This is a genomic window from Heyndrickxia sp. FSL K6-6286, assembly GCF_038630395.1.
Taxonomy (GTDB): Bacteria; Bacillota; Bacilli; order Bacillales; family Bacillaceae_C; genus Heyndrickxia; species Heyndrickxia oleronia.
Genome location: NZ_CP152029.1, coordinates 3013695 through 3031899, shown reverse-complemented (window position 1 = coordinate 3031899; position 18205 = coordinate 3013695). Strand labels below are relative to the sequence as shown.

The 18205-nt window shown below is 32.8% G+C and carries 21 protein-coding genes; 9 read left to right on the top strand and 12 right to left on the bottom strand.

Annotation, left to right across the window (positions count from 1 at the left end; translation table 11 throughout):
* Positions 1 to 180 precede the first annotated feature (180 nt).
* The gene (locus tag MHI39_RS15320) at positions 181 to 663 is read left to right on the top strand and encodes a cytochrome c biogenesis protein CcdC (RefSeq protein ID WP_058003833.1); all 483 of its coding nucleotides are present in this window, start codon (positions 181 to 183) and stop codon (positions 661 to 663) included.
* 47 nt (positions 664 to 710) lie between these two features.
* On the opposite strand, the gene MHI39_RS15315 is transcribed toward MHI39_RS15320, so the two are convergent.
* Together MHI39_RS15315 and MHI39_RS15310 are read right to left on the bottom strand one after the other, a co-directional pair.
* Positions 711 to 1295, bottom strand: coding sequence for a hypothetical protein (locus MHI39_RS15315; protein WP_259545705.1), 585 nt, complete (start codon positions 1293 to 1295; stop codon positions 711 to 713).
* Positions 1296 to 1533: 238 nt separating this feature from the next.
* Positions 1534 to 1965, bottom strand: coding sequence for a DUF2621 domain-containing protein (locus MHI39_RS15310; RefSeq protein ID WP_259545704.1), 432 nt, complete (start codon positions 1963 to 1965; stop codon positions 1534 to 1536).
* 324 nt (positions 1966 to 2289) lie between these two features.
* Between MHI39_RS15310 and MHI39_RS15305 the strand changes: the two genes are divergently transcribed.
* On the top strand, positions 2290 to 2466 hold the full coding sequence (locus MHI39_RS15305) for a hypothetical protein (protein WP_158022192.1): 177 nt from the start codon (positions 2290 to 2292) through the stop codon (positions 2464 to 2466).
* Positions 2467 to 2516: 50 nt separating this feature from the next.
* Here the strand turns inward: MHI39_RS15305 and MHI39_RS15300 are convergent, their stop codons facing one another.
* Complete coding sequence (locus MHI39_RS15300; protein ID WP_259545703.1) at positions 2517 to 3104, bottom strand: 1-acyl-sn-glycerol-3-phosphate acyltransferase; 588 nt, start codon at positions 3102 to 3104, stop codon at positions 2517 to 2519.
* 174 nt (positions 3105 to 3278) lie between these two features.
* Between MHI39_RS15300 and MHI39_RS15295 the strand changes: the two genes are divergently transcribed.
* From MHI39_RS15295 to MHI39_RS15280, 4 genes are all read left to right on the top strand, one after another.
* On the top strand, positions 3279 to 4418 hold the full coding sequence (locus MHI39_RS15295; protein WP_342539631.1) for an exonuclease SbcCD subunit D: 1140 nt from the start codon (positions 3279 to 3281) through the stop codon (positions 4416 to 4418).
* A 3-nt stretch (positions 4419 to 4421) separates the two neighbouring features.
* Positions 4422 to 7556, top strand: coding sequence for an AAA family ATPase (locus tag MHI39_RS15290; RefSeq protein WP_342539630.1), 3135 nt, complete (start codon positions 4422 to 4424; stop codon positions 7554 to 7556).
* Between the two features lie 99 nt (positions 7557 to 7655).
* A complete protein-coding gene (locus tag MHI39_RS15285; protein ID WP_259545699.1) occupies positions 7656 to 7961 on the top strand; it encodes a hypothetical protein in 306 nt (101 codons plus the stop codon).
* 86 nt (positions 7962 to 8047) lie between these two features.
* Complete coding sequence (locus MHI39_RS15280) at positions 8048 to 8233, top strand: hypothetical protein (protein WP_212941668.1); 186 nt, start codon at positions 8048 to 8050, stop codon at positions 8231 to 8233.
* Between the two features lie 309 nt (positions 8234 to 8542).
* Here MHI39_RS15280 and MHI39_RS15275 read toward each other — a convergent pair whose 3' ends face one another.
* The 8 genes from MHI39_RS15275 to kynB all read right to left on the bottom strand — a co-directional run bounded on the left by MHI39_RS15275 (position 8543) and on the right by kynB (position 14675).
* A complete protein-coding gene (locus tag MHI39_RS15275) occupies positions 8543 to 9451 on the bottom strand; it encodes an ABC transporter permease subunit (RefSeq protein ID WP_259545698.1) in 909 nt (302 codons plus the stop codon).
* Positions 9448 to 10401, bottom strand: a complete 954-nt coding sequence (locus tag MHI39_RS15270; RefSeq protein WP_259545697.1) for an ABC transporter permease subunit — start codon at positions 10399 to 10401, stop codon at positions 9448 to 9450. The genes MHI39_RS15275 and MHI39_RS15270 overlap by 4 nt, the downstream gene beginning before the upstream one ends.
* Positions 10402 to 10437: 36 nt before the next feature.
* On the bottom strand, positions 10438 to 10704 hold the full coding sequence (locus MHI39_RS15265) for a hypothetical protein (protein WP_259545696.1): 267 nt from the start codon (positions 10702 to 10704) through the stop codon (positions 10438 to 10440).
* A 35-nt stretch (positions 10705 to 10739) separates the two neighbouring features.
* Positions 10740 to 11360 (bottom strand): hypothetical protein, encoded by a 621-nt coding sequence (locus MHI39_RS15260; protein WP_259545695.1) that lies wholly within the window; start codon positions 11358 to 11360, stop codon positions 10740 to 10742.
* Positions 11344 to 12297 carry an ABC transporter permease subunit gene (locus MHI39_RS15255; protein WP_342539629.1) on the bottom strand — a complete coding sequence of 318 codons (954 nt, stop codon included), beginning with the start codon at positions 12295 to 12297 and terminating at the stop codon, positions 11344 to 11346. The genes MHI39_RS15260 and MHI39_RS15255 overlap by 17 nt, the downstream gene beginning before the upstream one ends.
* Positions 12298 to 12420: 123 nt before the next feature.
* Positions 12421 to 13140, bottom strand: coding sequence for a class I SAM-dependent methyltransferase (locus tag MHI39_RS15250; protein ID WP_071975655.1), 720 nt, complete (start codon positions 13138 to 13140; stop codon positions 12421 to 12423).
* Between the two features lie 80 nt (positions 13141 to 13220).
* Entirely contained in the window at positions 13221 to 14042 is an 822-nt protein-coding gene (gene kynA, locus MHI39_RS15245) for a tryptophan 2,3-dioxygenase (protein ID WP_259545693.1), read from the bottom strand.
* A 12-nt stretch (positions 14043 to 14054) separates the two neighbouring features.
* Positions 14055 to 14675, bottom strand: coding sequence for an arylformamidase (gene kynB, locus MHI39_RS15240; RefSeq protein ID WP_058003847.1), 621 nt, complete (start codon positions 14673 to 14675; stop codon positions 14055 to 14057).
* A gap of 634 nt (positions 14676 to 15309) precedes the next feature.
* Between kynB and MHI39_RS15235 the strand changes: the two genes are divergently transcribed.
* Positions 15310 to 15489, top strand: a complete 180-nt coding sequence (locus MHI39_RS15235) for an H-type small acid-soluble spore protein (RefSeq protein WP_212941649.1) — start codon at positions 15310 to 15312, stop codon at positions 15487 to 15489.
* Positions 15490 to 15513: 24 nt separating this feature from the next.
* Here MHI39_RS15235 and MHI39_RS15230 read toward each other — a convergent pair whose 3' ends face one another.
* Positions 15514 to 15693 (bottom strand): hypothetical protein, encoded by a 180-nt coding sequence (locus MHI39_RS15230; protein ID WP_280617497.1) that lies wholly within the window; start codon positions 15691 to 15693, stop codon positions 15514 to 15516.
* 197 nt (positions 15694 to 15890) lie between these two features.
* On the opposite strand from MHI39_RS15230, the gene argC reads away from it, so the two are divergent.
* Together argC and argJ are read left to right on the top strand one after the other, a co-directional pair.
* Positions 15891 to 16943: an N-acetyl-gamma-glutamyl-phosphate reductase gene (gene argC, locus MHI39_RS15225; RefSeq protein ID WP_259545691.1), complete on the top strand. Its 1053-nt coding sequence runs from the start codon at positions 15891 to 15893 to the stop codon at positions 16941 to 16943.
* Between the two features lie 14 nt (positions 16944 to 16957).
* Positions 16958 to 18199: a bifunctional ornithine acetyltransferase/N-acetylglutamate synthase gene (gene argJ, locus MHI39_RS15220; protein WP_280617498.1), complete on the top strand. Its 1242-nt coding sequence runs from the start codon at positions 16958 to 16960 to the stop codon at positions 18197 to 18199.
* The last annotated feature ends 6 nt before the right edge of the window (positions 18200 to 18205 follow it).

The following is an 18205-nucleotide window of genomic DNA, read 5'->3' as shown; positions in this document are numbered from 1 at the left end:
TCATGATAATGTCAGCTAGATTACGCTCGTTAGTCAAATTATTCACAAATAATTACTTATTTGAACATCCACTTTTTTAATTCTTTACATAATAATTTCGCTTTTTTTAGATATCCGTTATAATATAGATTGTTATTATCGAGAATTTTGACATCAAAAGTAAAAAAGAGGATGATTTCTATGCTTGAAATAATAATTTCCACTGTTGTTGCACTAGCAATGGGTTTGTTTGTTATTTTTATTCGGACAAAAGCATCGAATAAACCTGCTTCTGCGAAAAAAATTATTTTACCTCCGATATTTATGAGTACTGGGATGTTAATGTTCATTGTTCCAGTTTTTAGAGTAACATTTTCTGAACTTCTTGAAGCAGTCTTAGTGGGGATGTTGTTCTCTATAGTATTGATTAAAACATCGAGGTTTGAAATCCGTGATAATGATATTTATTTGAAACGCTCAAAGGCATTTGGATTTATTTTAATCGGTTTACTACTTATCAGAGTTGTCGCTAAAATCATTTTAAGTTCTGAAATCGATCTTGGACAATTAAGTGGTATGTTCTTCTTACTGGCATTCGGAATGATTGTTCCGTGGCGCGTAGCAATGTATGTACAATATCGTAAGCTACTTAACGATTTAGAAATACAGACAAAAGGGATATAAAATAACCAAGGAGGGCTGACTTACGTTAGATCAGCCCTCCTTGGTTATTATTTTATATCCTTTTCTTTAATTTCAGTAATAATTGTTTTACCACCATGGAATTTTACAAATTCTTCAATTTTTTTATGATGACTTGAAAGGTATGAATTATAATCAATGAAATACTTTTTCCCATTATTGAGCTTAAATATAAGTTGGTGTGCTCTCCTATCGTATTCTTCTTTTATGTATATTTCCTCCATCTCTGTTATACTTTCCCATGGAATTTCTGTTGTCCCTAATGATTTTATGTCATTATAATAGAATCCTTTTTGAGTTCCGTAATAAACATTATCAATACTTAAAACTATCGAAGTTGCTGCTACAAGAAATAAAATGATAGAAATCACTGAACGTATTTTTGCACTAATTCGATCAACTGCTAATAGAATTAGAGTAATCCCAATGATAATAAATGCTATACTAAAAATGAAATAAGAACTAGTGTCAGAACTAAAAGCAAATGCTCCCTTTTGAAAAAATATCATCTCACGAATAAGTGCTCCGAGAAACAAAGGAAATAAGAATGACCCCAAAATGCAAATAATTCCGATAGAAACAAGAATGGTAAACTTTCTATTCTCAAATCGCATGAGAATTCCCCCTTTATCTGTTTTACGCTATAATACCCCTTAGGTATTAGGCTCGTAAAACTAATCTAGTTGAAATATATATATATCTATTGAAAATTTTACCATATTATATCGAATAAATATATATTATGTTTTGAATTGTTTAATAATTTAGAAGTGTATGGGATATATTTCGAAATTACTAGTTAAAAAAGGTAAAAGAAAAAAACCGCTTACTAGCGGTTTTTAAGAAGGAATTTCATTGCTGAAATAAATGTTCGTACAGAGAATCATCAATATTCATTTGACGAAGTTTCTTTCGCAAAAATTTATGATCTCGCTTTGGTGTTGCTAATATGTAACCTCGAATCACATGTTCACGATTAATTTCCTTCGCATGATCTTCTAAGGCAATTTCACCAATTTTTCCAGCAATTTTTTGCCTAGCAACATCTCTAAATAATTCAGGTACGGGGCTTACTAATTCTTCTAAAAGTTCTTTTTGTTCAGGAGTCCATAAATCAATTGTCCTCTTCACATAATGTTCTTCCCAATCTAAAATCGATTTACCATCTTCTTTAGGGAGTCTCTTTAAGAATTTTCTAAACATGAAGAAACCACCAATGGCGAATAAACTAATTAAGATAACAACCCAGAACAAAATAAAATATAAAAACCAGCCGCTAAGCATTTAGTTTCACCTCGGTATAAATAGCATATCTTTATTCATTATAGACAATTTGAAATTATAGTGACAAGTATATTATCTCGTTATTTCAATTGAACTGTTTTCGTATCGTTTGTTGCTGGTGTAAAAGCACTACTGCAAGCTTTTACACGCAATAAAGGATTCAGCACTTCTTATAGAGTTTTCGACTCTTTTCTCAAAGAATTATTTTATAAAAGGAAATATGCAATTCATGCTTGGAATAGGTCTTTTGACTTATTCGTTTTATGAGGAATTTTCATATTCTGATTATAAAATCAAATACTTTGGGGATTGGAGTGTGACTGAATGCATCTTTTGGATTTCGAAAAAAGAATTGATAACTGCAAAAGTCTTGAAATGCTCCAAGCAGAAACTCAAATCATTTTAGGGATTATGCAGAATGAACCATGCAATAGTAAAATATTCAATGATTACATTAATATACTTGAAAAGATTTCTTTGAAGTCAAAGAATTTAGAATAATAAAATGGTTGCCGAATTAGGCAACCATTTTTATGTATAAACTTGATGAATTAATAGTTAGCTTCTAATTCATCGAATATTTGTTTCATTTCTTGTGTTTTTTGATCTATCGTTTCTTTATTTGTACTTATCCCTTGTTCGAAAGTAATTGGTTCACCAAATCGGACAACAATCTCTTTTCTTTGAAGTAGTTCCTTAAATGTTAATGGTCCTTTATAAATGGCTGGTAAAATGGGAACACCGGATTTCATCGCAATGGTTACTGCACCTCTTTTTAATGATGCTTGTTCGGTGGTTCTTGTTCCTGTAGGGAAAATTCCTACAACCTTGTTGTTTTTTAAAAGTTTTAAGGGTATTTTTAAGGAGCTAGGTCCTGGATTATCCCTATTAACAGGAAAAGCATTTAGTTTTGCTAATAGATATTTTATTGGTTTAAAAGAAAATAGCTCTTGTTTGGCCATATAATGAATAGGCGTAGGCCATAGACTGAATGCTAAGTAGATGATATCGAACCAAGTCGTATGTGTGCAAACGACGATGTATGAGGAAGAAGGAATTTTATTCTTATTTTCTATTTTTAATTTTCCTCCTAAAATAGTAAGTATAGTTCGAACTACACGATAACCAAAAGAATACATTGAATCACCCCTACAATGCATTGTAAAGTAAATATATACTTTGATTCTAGTATTTTAATAAAATAATATTGAAATTCCAAAATTCTGTTAATCATCTCCTAAACCTACCACTCAGAGAATTCATTCCTTTTTGATATAATATAAATAATTTGAAAGAATCTTGAGGTGATTTTATTGAAATTTATCCATACAGCAGACTGGCATTTAGGGAAGCTTGTTCATGGAATATACATGACGGAAGAACAAAGAGTTGTATTAAACCAATTTGTTGAACTTGTTGCTGATGAAAAGCCAGATGCAGTGATTATTGCTGGTGATTTATATGATAGATCAGTTCCACCAACAGACGCAGTGAATCTACTAGATGAAATTTTGTATCAGATTAATGTCGAATTACAAACCCCAATTTTAGCGATATCTGGCAATCATGATAGTGCGGAGCGTTTATCTTTTGGTTCCTCATGGTATCGAAATAGTCAATTTTATATGCAGGGTAAACTTACAAAGGATTTGACTCCAATTCGACTAAACGGAGTGAATTTTTATCTTGTACCTTATGCTGAGCCTGGGACAGTGCGTGAATTGTTTGATGATCAGTCAGTTCATTCCCATGAAGATGCAATGAATGCTATAGTTGGTCGAATAGAGAAGCATTTGAATCCAAATGAACCGAATGTTTTCATTGGCCATGCATTTGTTATTGGCGGAGCGACTACTGATTCTGAACGTGTACTTTCAGTAGGTGGATCAGGTTGTGTATCACAAGAGATCTTTAGTCCCTTTACGTACACAGCATTAGGTCATTTACATAGTCCTGATGCGATAAAACATGACAAAATCAAATATTCAGGCTCATTATTAAAATACTCATTTTCTGAGGTGAGTCAACGAAAGGCTGTTTCAATCGTACAAATCGAATCAAATGGTAAGTTATCGATTGAAGAGAAATTTTTAAAGCCTGATAAAGATATGCGAGAAATAAAAGGATGTCTTGATGAATTATTAGATCCTGCTTTCTATAGTAATCAAAAATTAGATGATTATTTGAAAGTCATTCTCTATGATGAGGGAGCAATAATAGATCCAATAAACAAGTTAAGGCAGGTTTACCCAAATATTCTTCATTTAGAAAGAAGAATAGATCGAGTAGACTTGAAGGAAAAGCAAAATATAAATCTTGTGAAAAGAGAATCAAAAACAGAACTTACACTATTTGAAGAGTTTTATCACGAAATGACAACATCGGAGTTCAGTCAAGAAAAGCGATCGCTAGTCGCTAGTATAATTGACCAAGTGAAAGGGGAGGTTTCTTAAGATATGAAGCCATTAAAATTAATGATGCAAGCATTTGGCCCCTATGCAGAAAAAGAAATCATTGATTTCACCAAGCTTGGAAACAGAAAGATGTTTGTTATTTCAGGGAAAACGGGTGCAGGAAAAACAACGATATTTGACGGGATTAGTTTTGCGATATATGGAAAGGCGAGCGGAGAAGATCGTAACGGGAGTGATCTAAGAAGCCAATTTGCTGCGGATGATTTGTTGACAGAGGTTTCTTTACAATTCTCGTTAAGGAATAAAACTTATTATATTTGGCGTTCTCCACAGCAGGATAAAAAGAAAGCTCGTGGTGATGGTTTTACAACGGTTAGTGCAAAAGCGGAGCTGTATATTTATGATGAGGAAGGCAACAAAAAATTAATTGCTTCAAATGTCCGAGAGGCTGATGAAAAGATTAAAGAAATTATCCAATTAGACTCTAATCAATTTCGTCAAATATTGATGATTCCTCAAGGAGAGTTTCGTAAACTACTAACCTCAGATAGTAAAGAAAAGGAAGCGATTCTACAAAGATTGTTTCACACTGAATTATTTAAAAAAATTGAAGAACATTTAAAAGAAGAAGCAACTGTATTAAAAAGATTTGTTGAAGGGAAAATGGAAGAACGTTCCCATGCTTTAAAATCCATTTCTACTTCCGATAATAGTGAATTAAAATTGGCGATTGAAGAAGATCTCATAAATGATGTACATGTGATGAAGCTGCTAAAGGAAGAATTAATACACATGCAGCAAATTACAATAGAGCTTAATGGTAAATTGGAAAAACAAAAAGAAGAGCGAGATGCAGCTAAGAAAAAGGTCGATGAAGCAGAAGCATTATTAGCACAATTTGATCATTTAAATAAATTGAAAGCCCAGCAAGAAGAATTATTATCAAAAAGAGATTATTATGAATTGAAGAAAAAGGAAATAGATGAAGCGTATAAAGCATCAAGGATAGAACAACAAGATGAGCTGTGCCATCGTTTAAAAAAGGAGATGGACTCTTATCAAAAAAATTACGTAAGTTCTAAACAGCAATTAGAGGATTTACAAACTAGCCTGGAATATGCGCAGAAAAAACTTGAGCATGAAGAGAATAAGGCTAATTTACGTCAACAAGTAACTGATCATCTAATTACGATGACTAATTTACAGGAAGAAGTATACACATTAGAAGATCGCCAACAGGAACTTCATAAGCTTCAAAAAAAATTAATGGAAGTAGATTCGAACATCCAAAAGTCAAAGCAAGAAATTTCAGATATTGAAGCAAAAGTGGAGAAAAGAACAGATGATTTAAAGCAGCTTGAACACTATAAAATTGAAATGCTTGAGAGCGAAAAAGAGATCGATCAACTTTCTTATAATGTTCAAAAGCTTAAAAAACTTGAAACCCTTCAACAAAAGTGGAAGAATGAAGCGATTTTGCTAAGTGAAAAGGAACCACTTTATAAAAATGTAATAAGTAGGCTAGAGGATAGCAAGAAAACACTGCAAGTAATAGAGAATAGATGGCAAAAGGGACAAGCACAGGCACTAGCACAAACCCTTATTACTGGAAATCCTTGTCCAGTATGCGGGTCAACCCATCATCCTCAAATAGCTTTGGGTAGTGATGAAATTCCATCCGAAGAAGATTTAAAAAGTGCGAAACTTCAAATCGAAAAATTTGAAGAAGAAAAATATAAATATGAAAAAAATATAGTAGAAACTAAGTCTGTTCTATTACATTTGAAAGAATCAATAGATGAGTATGCAAGAGAGCTCAAAATTGATCTTCCTCATTTTTCTTTGGAAAATACTACAGTGATACTATTAGAACAGGAAAAATTATTGCATGAAATGAAGCAAGTAAATAATGATAAAAAAAGAAAAATTTCTAACTTACAACTAATCAATGATGAAATTAAACTTCTAAACGAAAAACTTCACAATGCAAGAAAAGATCTTGATATCTATTTCAATGAAGAGAAGTCGACGAGTCAATTATTCACGGAGAAAAAAACTCAGGTCCAGGCATCACTGAATAATATCCCTGAAGAATTAAGATCAAGAGAAGCATATGATCAGAAAGTCGTTCAATTAAAACTCCAAAAACAAGAGCTAGAGAAAGCCTATGAAAATGCACAACAGCAAGTCAATGAATTAAAGGAAACAATATCAGGATGGAGAGCTAAAAATGAACAATTAAAGGATTTAGTGATAAAATCTGAAAATACTTTAAAAGAAGAACGTGGAAAATTTGTTCATATGCTACAGGAAGAAGGCTTTAATGGCTATAAGCATTTCACATTAGCGAAAAAAAGTATGGAGAAAATTAAACAGCTAGAACAAGAGGTTCAAAACTATCGAGAGGAATATCGCTCAGTGTCTGATCGCTTACTTGAATTAAGTGAACGCTTAAAAAATACAGAAAAGCCGCAAATAAATATATTAAATGAGACGTTTACGACGCTTGAGAAGGAATTACTTGAACTGAATACAGAGCTAACAAATGTCATGATGAATATCAGGCTAAATAAAGAAATATTGGACAAGGTAGAAACGATAAATGAATCTATTAAAGACGCTGAGGAAAAATATAAACTAATTGGACATCTCTCAGATATCGCAAAAGGACAAAATACGTATCGCATAACCTTTGAAAGATTTGTGTTAGCTGCCTTTCTAGATGATATTCTTACTGTCGCTAATATTAGGTTAACAAGAATGACAAGTGGAAGATATCATTTATTGCGAAAAACTGATCGCTCTAAAGGAAATGTTCAAAGTGGATTAGAGTTATTGGTTTTTGATCAATATACCGGACAGGAACGTCATGTGAAAACATTATCTGGTGGGGAAAGTTTTAAAGCGTCCTTAGCACTTGCCTTAGGTCTCGCAGATGTCGTTCAACAATATGCCGGTGGTGTTTCGCTTGAAACGATGTTTATTGATGAAGGATTCGGTACACTGGACCCAGAGTCCCTTGATCAAGCAATCGAGGCATTAATGGATATTCAAAATAGCGGTAGATTGGTTGGTTTAATTTCACATGTCCCTGAATTAAAGGAAAGAATCGATGCCCGTCTTGAAGTATTCTCTAGTCAAAATGGAAGTAAAACAGAATTCCAATTCTTCAACTAATAGTAGAACAAAAATTCGAAATAACTGTAGTTCTACTTTTCTTAAAGTCTTGTAATGTTCACTCTTCCTCTACATATATTGTAGGGGGAGGGCAATATAATGTTCATAACTTACTTTAGTGTTGTTGTGCTGTCATGTATTCTTACATTAGGCTGGAGTATCTTTCGACTAAGGCAGTTTGAAATATATAGGAAACCGTTAATTGAAGGTACCTTAATAAATTTTACTATACATATTTTAGGGTGTATATGGTGGATCGTCATTAATCGAAATCAAACATATTTTATTGTTCCAGGAATTATATACTATGTTCTTTCAGTTAGTATTATACAGACAATTACTTGGAATCTGTTATCTTTATTGAAACCTAAAGGAACACAGCACTTCATGAAGGGGAAAATTTGAAATAAGAAGGGCATATGTCATTCAATATTTGTTATGGGGGAACTATGCTATAATGATGTATATGATATAGTTATTGTGGAGGAGACATGGAAAAGACTTATTTTTATGCAACGATATTTTTTGGCTGGCTCATCACCCTTGCATTGATCATATTTATGGTAGTTGCTTTTAAAATGCGCATGATCGTCATCGGCTGTATATTAATCTTAATCTGTCTTGCATCTTTATTAATGAATATTGTATTTATGAAAAAAGGTGTACGAAATCAGTAACAATAATGAAAAAAGGGAGACAATTGTCTCCTTTTGAATCTAAGGCTCTTTTCTCAAACATTGTTGCTTTTTAAGTAAAGTTATAACTGATAACTATCGGTTGAAGACCAATACACCTTTCATTTTTCTGAGAAAAGAGCTGCAAACTCCATAAGAATTACTGAATCCTTTATTGGGTTAAAAGCCGGCAGTTGGGCTTTTACATAAGCAACAAACTATCCGAAAACAGCCTATTTTAATTAATTTTATATAGTTTTAAAAGTGAAGAAGGTACTACTTTGGTCAACCGTAGCACCTTCTTTTTCTTCGTTATACTCCAACACCTTGGGATTTATTTGTCTTCCTTTGAAAATAATTTTCTAATCCGTTCGAAATTAGGTGTAGCGAGAAAAGTGTGATTGTAATGATTGTGATGGCAGAGTAAGGTATCCATGTTTTCCCCCATATATTATTTAGAAGGTCAATGAATAATGTTGGCCAAGCATTTGATGAATTAGCTATTACATATGCACCATTCAAAGTACTAAAAAATTCATGACTAATAAAGATGGCGACAATACCTAGCTGAGCAATTAAAAATAAAATTCTTCCTAAATCATTAAAAAAATTAGTAAATACATGTGGCTGAAGCTCGGGCCAAAAGTACTTTTTAAATAATGTAAAACGAGTGCAGCCCGTAACTATTCCAGATTCAACAAACGGTTTTTTATTTGTTTCCTCCATATTTTTTAAGAATATATCTGAGACACGGCCAACTTCAATAATGGCAATAACAAAGATCATCCATAATGAATGATAATGTGAGAATATGATAAAGGGTAGACCAATGATTACCCCGACAAAAAAGATAGGGGGTAAATAGGAGAATAATTGATTCAATCCCTTTAAAAGTGCCTTTACAAATCGAAAATAAAAGGCACCAATCCCCAAAGGTATGGCAAGTAAATATCTTAATATGGCAGTTGCAAAAACAACAATGAATGTTTCCTTCGTTCCTATTAATATAATACTTAAAATATCCACTCCCTTATGGTTGGATCCAAGTGGAAACTCCATTGAAGGAGGAAATGGAGGAACTAAAAGTTTGCCATCACTATTTCTTATTAGTCCATGTTCTGTTAAATTTTTATCAACAAATGGTAAGTATGGAGCAGATAATCCCAACAAAATGATAATGGCAAAAAGAGTACTGCCGATAATTAAAGACCGATTTTTCATTTTTCAAGATCCGCCTTTCGATTAGGACTTGTCCAGCCAGTAACAATATTACTAATTGTGTTTGCAAAAAAGATAATAATAGTAAAGTAAAAGATAAAACCAATCGTATCTACAGGGAAAAAAGCAAATTGTTGTCCAACTGCAAACATAGGGGAATACCGAACACTTTCCCAAAAGTAAAATGCTGCTCCCCGAAAGTCGGTTAATCTTTCAACAATAAATAAGTTAGATAAAATATATAGAATGACAGTATTGGTATGGCTTAAAATGGTGGGCATGCAATTCTTAAGAATATGTATATATAAAATTTTGAATGTATGTATTCCTTTCGATTTTGCTGTACGAATATAGTCATTGCTTTCTTCCTCTTTAAAACTTGTATAAGTGATATTTGCTACATAAAAAAATGGGTAAATACTTAAAAAAAGTATACAAATGAGATAGTTATCGATTGAATCTGAACCGTATATCTTTATGTGTGGAATCCATCCCATCTCGTATAGAGCTATAATGCTTAGCTGCAAACTAATTATGATGAATAAATCTGGAATGGAAAGAAATAACCATGTTGATCCTTTACCGATAATACTTGCTTTCTTATCCTTCGACCAATAATCAAAAATGCCTTTTGCAATCCCTACAATTAGAGAAAGGAACAAAGCTGGGATGATAATCCACATACTTTTTAATACTTTATCGGTAATATGCTCTATGTTTGTTATATTATCTCTATATTTCCCTAATCCAGGATTGTGCGTGATATAGTGATAGAATTCCTTTATTTGTTTAATATGTGAATCAATTTTGTATACATAATGTGCGTCAATGAAATTTCCAGCTTCCCCACTCTCATATTCTACATCTCGAGGTAAAAGCATAAAGACAACAAGTAATGAAAATGTTATTAGCCATAATATGGCCTGTGATAGAATTTTTTTTACAATATTCATTGTGATTTCCCCTTTTATGTTAATCGATATTCCTGACTATATTCCCACCCCTTGGGATTTATTATATTTTCGTTGGAAGTGTTTTTTTAAACCATCAGATATTAAATGGATAGAGAATAACGTGATTGTAATCATGAAAATAGCAGATACAGGGATCCATTCAAATGACCCAATATCTTGGTGAATTTTTACGAGTAATGCTGGCCAGCTTATCGAAGTATTCATTGCTTGATAAGTACCACCTAATTGCCTAAAGAAGTCATGAAAAAGGAAAATTCCGATAATTTCCAGCTGGGCAATCAAAAATAATACTCTTGCTAAATCATTGAAGAAATTAGTTAATACATGTGGTTGTAAATCTGTCCAAAAATAATTTTTAAATAAATAAAACGAGAACAACTTCCAACAATACCAGACTCTAAAAATTGCTTTTGTGAAGTATTTTCCATTTTTTTTAGAAAAATGTCGGATACTCGTCCAACTTCAATGAGTGCAAGAATCACTACCATCCAAACCGCATGGAATTTCGAGTAAAATATAAAAGGAACTTCTACAATCATGACAACAAATAAAATAGGTGGGAAATATGAAAATAATTGATTCCAACCAGCTAATATTGTTCGAATGAATTGTATGTAAAAGGAACTAATGGCTAATGGAATTGCAATGATATAACGAAGTATGGTTACAGAGAAAATGATCATTAATGTTTCCTTCGTGCCAAGTAATAATGTGCTCAAAATATCTATCCCTTTATGATCTGAACCGAGCGGATATTTATCTGAAGGTTCATATGCAGGAATGATTAGTTTTCCACTTTCTTCACGTGTTACAAGATTCTTTTCTAAGTTTTTATCTACAAATGGCAAATAGGGCGCTAAAATTCCAGCTAAAATAATTAGGAGAAAAAGATTGAACCGAAAATTAAAGACCAATTTTTCATCATAAAGAAATTTCATACTTACTTACCGGAGTCACTAGTGTTTTACAAATATTACTAATTGTGTTCGCTATGAATATAATAATTGTAAAACAGAAAACAAATCCTACTGAACTTACAGGATAAGTAAATGCTTCCTGCCCGGATAGATAAAAATTTTCTCTACCAATACTTTCATAAAAATAATAAGCAGTTCCTCTAAAATCTGTTAGCTTTTCAATGATGAGTAAGTTTGATAATACATAGAGAGTGACAGTATTCGTATGACTGAAAATATTAGGGATAGAGTTTTTTAAAACATGTGTATATAAAATCTTGAAGGAATGCAGTCCTTTTGCCTTGGCCGTTCGAATATAATCATTTCCTTCATAATCCTGAATACTTAGATAGGTGACATTAGCTACATAGAAAAGTGGATATATTAATAGGAATATCGAACAAATTATGTAAATATCAATCGAGTCATAACCGTAAACTGAAATATGTGGCGTTAAACCCCATTCATGTAATGCCATAATAGTTAGTAGAATGGATATGATAACAAATAAATCAGGAACTGAAAGAAATAACCATGTGGAGCCCTTTCCAATTAATCTTCTTTTTTTATCCTTTGTCCAATAATCAAATATGCCTTTTGCTATTCCGCCAAAAAATGCAATCAAAAGGGCGGGAATGATGACACATAGGCTTTTTTTTATTTTTTGTATAATAAGTTCGGTATTTGTTACATCATAACTATACATACCAAGATTGGGTGTAGTAGCAATATATTTGATGAATCCTTTCATATCTTCAACATGCTTATCAAAAGAATAGATATATTCCGCCTTATTGAAATCTCCATCCTTTGTTCTTTCTATACTAGCCTCTTTAGGTAAAAGGATTATGGCGAACAAAATAAGAAGAGTAATAATTAGTAATATTAGTTGAGATAGAATTTTTTTTATGATATTCATGTAATCCCCCAAATAATGTTAATTTTACATATTCAGACTTATTATAACATTATTTTTAATTTTTATTTTCAAAAATATAACTGACGAAACTGAAATACACATCCTTCGTCAGTTATGAATTGGTTATTTCCGAGTGGAACGAAAAATACGGTAGCCCAATTTATTTGAAAGTTGCAAGGTTACTTGTTGATGTTTCAAAATTAACTCATGAATATGTGGATCGATGGACTCTGATAAATGATATTCCGGACGTTCAATGTTTTTCTTAATATGTGAGGAGATCGAGTCTGTTTGAAGAATTTCTATATTCTTAAATCCTGCAGTTTTTATTAAATGTATCCATTGCTCCTCAGTTAGTACATTTGATATACCATACAAATCAGAAATGACGTTTAGTTCCCGTTGTTGTAAAGGGATCTCTGCGGTCATATCGATTGTAATAAGTACACCATCTATTGTTAGAATGCGATAATATTCGGATAGTGTATTCGGAATATTTGTGAATGCTGTGACGGATTCAGAGATGACCATATCATATGAATGGGCCGGAAAGGGAAGGTTTTCCACACTGCCTTTTATGACAGTAATTGGCAATTGTTTTTGTTTAAATCGTAGTTTTGCTTTTTTTAACATAATCGGATGGGAATCTAGTGCAGTAACATGACATTTATACGTTTCTGCTAGAAAAGAAGCTGTTTGTCCTGTACCACACCCGGCATCTAGAATTTTGTTAGATGGTTGGATACGTTCATTTTTAAAAATATTTTTAGTTAATGAAAGTCCTCCAGGATGAGCTCCGCCAATCCCATAATAAGCAAGTGCATCGTGATATGTGAATTTCAATGGTGATCCTCCTTCAAGTATCTATAACAGTTTCATACAGTATATGTTTGATAGCTTGAAGGAGGTGATATATGAATATTTTATAATTTTGTCCTTATCTCCCATAATTCAGGAAAGAATTGATGATCAAGTACCTTTTTTAAGTAGGTAACTCCTGCTGAACCACCCGTACCTTTTTTATGACCGATGATTCTTTCAACAGTTTTCATATGTCGGAAACGCCACTGTTGAAACCAATCCTCTATATCTACTAGTTTTTCTGCTAATTCATATAGATCCCAATATTTATCTACATTTTTATATACCTCGAGCCATGCTAATTCCACACTGACGTCCGCCTGATAAGTTTTAGATACGTCTCTATGAAGAATTTCTGGGTTAATTTCTAAACCAGCTGCAGCAAGAGCTTGTATAGATACATCATATAGACTTGGTGCATGAAGTGCAGTTTGCAATGTAGAATATAGACTTTCATCTTTTTTATAGATTTCTAGAATATGTTTCGTTTTATAGCCTAAAGCGTATTCAATCATTCGATATTGATAGGATTGGAATCCTGAAGCCTGACCTAATTTTTCTCGAAATTCCATATATTCCGTAGGAGTTAAGGTGGAAAGAACATCCCATGCATGTATAATTTGTGTTTGTATTTTTGAGACTCTGGAGAGCATTTTAAATGCAGGCTCTAGCTTACCTGCTTGAATAGAATCTATTGCCGCATGTAATTCGTGTAAAATTAGCTTCATCCATAATTCGCTCACATGATGAATGATAATAAAGAGCATTTCATCGTGATGGTCCGATAGTCTTTTTTGACTGGATAAAAGTGTATCGAGTTGTAAATACTCTCCGTAAGTCATTCGATTGACAAAATCAGTATAGACTTCATTTTCACGTTTCATTTTAAACTCTCCTTATAAAGATCTTAGGATGGCACGGACTGGACTTCCATCTGCTTCTTGGATAGATAATGGTAGCGCGATTAGCTCATAACCACCTGGTTCGACATCTTTAAGAACAATATTCTCAAGAATATGAACTCCATTCTCGAATAAAGCATGGTGTGCTTCTAATTCTTTACTGTCTAAAGGGTCAACGGAGGGAACATCTACTCCAATTAACTGAATGCCTCTTTGTTGTAAAAAAGGACCAATATTAGGATGTAGATAAGGAATACTGGTTGGAAAGATATCAGCACGATTGGTTGTATGCGTTTTCAATAAAATGCGGGTGAAATTGTCCAGATTATACGTCTGTAATTCCTCTGCTCCAATACAATGATAGTTTGAAACATCTATAACAAGTGCTGGACCTACATAAATAGATAAATCTAAATCCTTAATTTTCTTCCCTTTATTGTCAAAATGAAAAGGTGAGTCAATATGTGTTCCTGTATGTGTGCTCATCGTTACTTTTCCAATATTGACTGACCCACTTTCCTCTTTAGTAACAGCTACCTCATAAGAAAAAGGGGTATCTCCTGGCCATACAGCAATCGAATTGGTTAATGGTTGTGAAATATCAATGATTGTCATAATTTCCTCCTTCTTTCTGTAAATCAATTGAAAACGATCATGATTATTTTATCAGAAAATTTCGATCTAGGAAAATAGACAAGAAAATAAAAACCCGGCCAATAATGGCCGGTATATATAAAGGGGGTTTAACTAGACTGTTTTGGGGGGGAGTCTAGTCTATAAGGTTCTTGCTGCATTTGTCCTTGCAACTGTTATTATCATATCTCTTAATTCCTAAATCCAAATGAAAGCAAGATGATAATATAATGAGAAACAAATTTGTCACAAAATGATTGGCTTGAGACTAATTATACGAGTTTTGGATAACTATTAAAGAGTTCGTTTTCAAACCAATTTGATTAATAGAAGTTAAACGGTGATTTATGAGCATTTAAGCAGTTTGAATATAGAAAGAGAGGGATTGATTCAACAGGTAAAAAAAATTCCAGCAGTTATCTGCTGGAATAAAGGGAAAGATATATATTAAAAGGGTGAAAACTAGAAGAACAATTCTAGTACAAGCATCATAATATACTAATAATAAAATTAGATGAAAGATAAATGATAAAATGATGAGAAATAATATTGCCACATTTGTATAATTTCTTGAGATTCTCATAAAATATAACGAATAAATGATGGAGGAATAACTATGGATGTGAAACGAGTAAAACAAATTCTCTCATCTTCAGCAGATATTGAAGTACAATACCATGGAACATCAGTATGGATTGATCAGCTGCATGAGGATGGAAAAATCGCAACTGTACACTTAAGAGGTCCACTTGAAGAACGATCTCAAGTAGCTATTGAAGATCTAGAAGAGGTGTAATGAATAAAACGAACCCAATTATTTTTAAGGGTTCGTTTTATTTTTTTCTTTACCTTCAGTTAAATGATTTAGTGTTTCCTCTATATTTTTTAATCTTTTATTTCTTTTTACTGCAGAAAGAATGAAGAAAACAATAAAAGTGATAAAGAATATGAGCATAAGAAACATGATAATTTGATAGGCAATATCACCGACGTTAATCATTTCATCACCTCTAGAAATTATTATGAATCACTTATCCTTCGTTTACAAGAAAATAAATGCGTTTGTATTTTTATTCATATCAATTGAATGCTGAAGTGTATTAATATTGATTTTTAGGTATTATTTATCATTTGTTAAAAATAGTATTGTATACTTATTCATGCATTGTTATAATAATTCAAAACATTGATATGGAGATGATCGTTTTGAAAGTTGGTATTGTCGGAGCAAATGGGTATGGAGGTGCAGAACTACTTCGTCTATTACATCACCATCCTTATATTGAAATTGAAAATGTTGTTTCACATTCTACAAAAGGAACATCTTTAACAAAGCAGTATCCTCATTTTACTAAAATTAACAACATGAAGTTAGAGGATCTAAATCAAATAGAAATAAATGAGGAAATCGATTTATTGTTTTTTTCAACACCTTCGGGAGTAACAAAAGAAATGATTCCTTACTTTTTAGAAAAAGGAAAGATCTGTATTGATTTATCGGGTGACTACCGCTTAAAAGATGGTCAATTATATGAAAAATGGTATAAAAAATCACCTGCACCGTCTTATTACTTGCAAAAAGCGGTTTATGGATTATGTGAAGTAAATCGTAAACAACTACAACTTCCAGAAGTTAAACTCATTGCAAACCCAGGCTGTTATCCTACCGCAACCCTACTTGGATTAATCCCAGCCTTAAAGGAAAGATTGATCGATCCAGATTCCATTATAATTGATGCAAAATCTGGAGTATCGGGTGCTGGAAGAAGCCCATCCTTAGGAAATCTATTTGCTGAAATCAATGAAAATATGAAAGCATACAAACTTGGTGAACATCAGCATATTCCAGAGATTGAACAAGTATTAGAAGAAGTATATGGGGAAGGTGTTAATATTTCATTTACTACTCATTTAATTCCAATGACAAGGGGAATTATGTGCACAATGTATGCAAATTTAACAAAAGAAATAACTACAGAAGAAATGACTAATCGATACAGATTGGCTTATAAAGATGAGCATTTTATTCGAATTTATTCACCAGGTGAGTCACCAGCAACAAAAAATGTATCTGGATCAAATTTTTGTGATATTGGACTCAAAGTGGATAAACGTACAAATCGATTAATCATAGTTTCAGTTATTGATAATCTGGTAAAAGGTGCGGCTGGGCAAGCGATACAAAATATGAATCTTATAAATGGTTGGGATGAAAGAACAGGGCTAGAGATAGTTCCATTATTTCCTTAAGGTGGAGGGTAAAAATGAATAGCATTGAACAAATAATAAATGAAGAAATTCAAGTAGTAGAAAATGGTAGTATCACAACACCTGCAGGATTCTTTGCAGGGGGTCTGCACTGTGGAATAAAAAGAAAAAAATTAGATTTAGGCTGGTTGTACTCGGTCGTACCTGCAACTGCAGCATGTGTCTATACAACCAATCAATTTCAGGCACCTCCATTAATTGTAACGAAGGAGGGGATTGAGAAGTCGCATAAAATCCAAGGAGTAATAGTCAATTCAGGGATTGCAAATGCATGTACTGGAAATCAAGGACTTTCAAATGCTTATGAAATGCGAAAGCTATTTGCGGAACAAATGAATATTCAAGAATACTTAGTCGCGGTCAGCTCTACAGGAGTAATTGGAGAACAATTACCAATGGAAAAAATTAAAAGTGGTATTTCTGAAATCGATGATATAAAAAGACAAAACGACCCAAGTGAATTTGAAAAAGCAATATTAACGACAGATACGTTTTCAAAACATGTCTGTATACAACTACATATAGATGGAAAAACAGTAACGATTGGTGGTACTGCAAAGGGGTCAGGAATGATTCATCCTAATATGGCAACCATGCTAGGATTTATTACAACTGATGCGGTAGTAAAAGAAGCCGATCTTCAAATTGCTTTAAAGCAGGTAGTAGATAAGACCTTTAATATGATCACAGTAGATGGGGATACGAGTACAAATGATATGGTTCTCCTATTAGCTAATCAACAGGCAAGTCATCAAGAATTATCCATTAAACATCCACAATGGCAGTTGTTTATGGAAGGACTAGAAATGGTATGTCGTTCCTTAGCAAAACAAATTGCCAAGGATGGGGAAGGAGCAACAAAGTTAATAGAGGTACAAGTACAAGGTGCATCCTCATGTGAAGATGCAAAAAAAGTTGCTAAGTCCATCATTGGTTCGAATTTGGTGAAGACTGCTATTTTTGGTGAGGACCCGAACTGGGGAAGAATTATTGCTGCAATCGGGTATAGTGGGGCACAGTTAAACCCTGAACATCTCAAAGTAAGTCTTGGTCCATTTACAGTAATTGAACAAGGTCTACCTTTTCCATTTAGTGAAGCTGAAGCTAAACTTTACCTCCAACAAAATGAGGTCATTCAAATATTTGCTGATTTATATGGTGGAGAAGGTAAAGCAACTGCATGGGGTTGTGACCTGACATATGATTATGTGAAAATTAATGCTTCATATCGAACATGAAAGAGG

Coding starts and splice junctions, on each gene's coding strand:
- kynB (WP_058003847.1), bottom strand. CDS start 14,675: ATGACAATCATTGATATTTCACAACCATTAACCAATTCGATTGCTGTA.
- MHI39_RS15230 (WP_280617497.1), bottom strand. CDS start 15,693: ATGATTAACGTCGGTGATATTGCCTATCAAATTATCATGTTTCTTATG.
- MHI39_RS15315 (WP_259545705.1), bottom strand. CDS start 1,295: ATGCGATTTGAGAATAGAAAGTTTACCATTCTTGTTTCTATCGGAATT.
- MHI39_RS15260 (WP_259545695.1), bottom strand. CDS start 11,360: ATGAAATTTCTTTATGATGAAAAATTGGTCTTTAATTTTCGGTTCAAT.
- argC (WP_259545691.1), top strand. CDS start 15,891: ATGATCGTTTTGAAAGTTGGTATTGTCGGAGCAAATGGGTATGGAGGT.
- MHI39_RS15280 (WP_212941668.1), top strand. CDS start 8,048: ATGGAAAAGACTTATTTTTATGCAACGATATTTTTTGGCTGGCTCATC.
- MHI39_RS15285 (WP_259545699.1), top strand. CDS start 7,656: ATGTTCATAACTTACTTTAGTGTTGTTGTGCTGTCATGTATTCTTACA.
- MHI39_RS15255 (WP_342539629.1), bottom strand. CDS start 12,297: ATGAATATCATAAAAAAAATTCTATCTCAACTAATATTACTAATTATT.
- MHI39_RS15270 (WP_259545697.1), bottom strand. CDS start 10,401: ATGAATATTGTAAAAAAAATTCTATCACAGGCCATATTATGGCTAATA.
- argJ (WP_280617498.1), top strand. CDS start 16,958: ATGAATAGCATTGAACAAATAATAAATGAAGAAATTCAAGTAGTAGAA.
- MHI39_RS15300 (WP_259545703.1), bottom strand. CDS start 3,104: ATGTATTCTTTTGGTTATCGTGTAGTTCGAACTATACTTACTATTTTA.
- MHI39_RS15320 (WP_058003833.1), top strand. CDS start 181: ATGCTTGAAATAATAATTTCCACTGTTGTTGCACTAGCAATGGGTTTG.
- MHI39_RS15275 (WP_259545698.1), bottom strand. CDS start 9,451: ATGAAAAATCGGTCTTTAATTATCGGCAGTACTCTTTTTGCCATTATC.
- kynA (WP_259545693.1), bottom strand. CDS start 14,042: ATGAAACGTGAAAATGAAGTCTATACTGATTTTGTCAATCGAATGACT.
- MHI39_RS15235 (WP_212941649.1), top strand. CDS start 15,310: ATGGATGTGAAACGAGTAAAACAAATTCTCTCATCTTCAGCAGATATT.
- MHI39_RS15290 (WP_342539630.1), top strand. CDS start 4,422: ATGAAGCCATTAAAATTAATGATGCAAGCATTTGGCCCCTATGCAGAA.
- MHI39_RS15305 (WP_158022192.1), top strand. CDS start 2,290: ATGCATCTTTTGGATTTCGAAAAAAGAATTGATAACTGCAAAAGTCTT.
- MHI39_RS15310 (WP_259545704.1), bottom strand. CDS start 1,965: ATGCTTAGCGGCTGGTTTTTATATTTTATTTTGTTCTGGGTTGTTATC.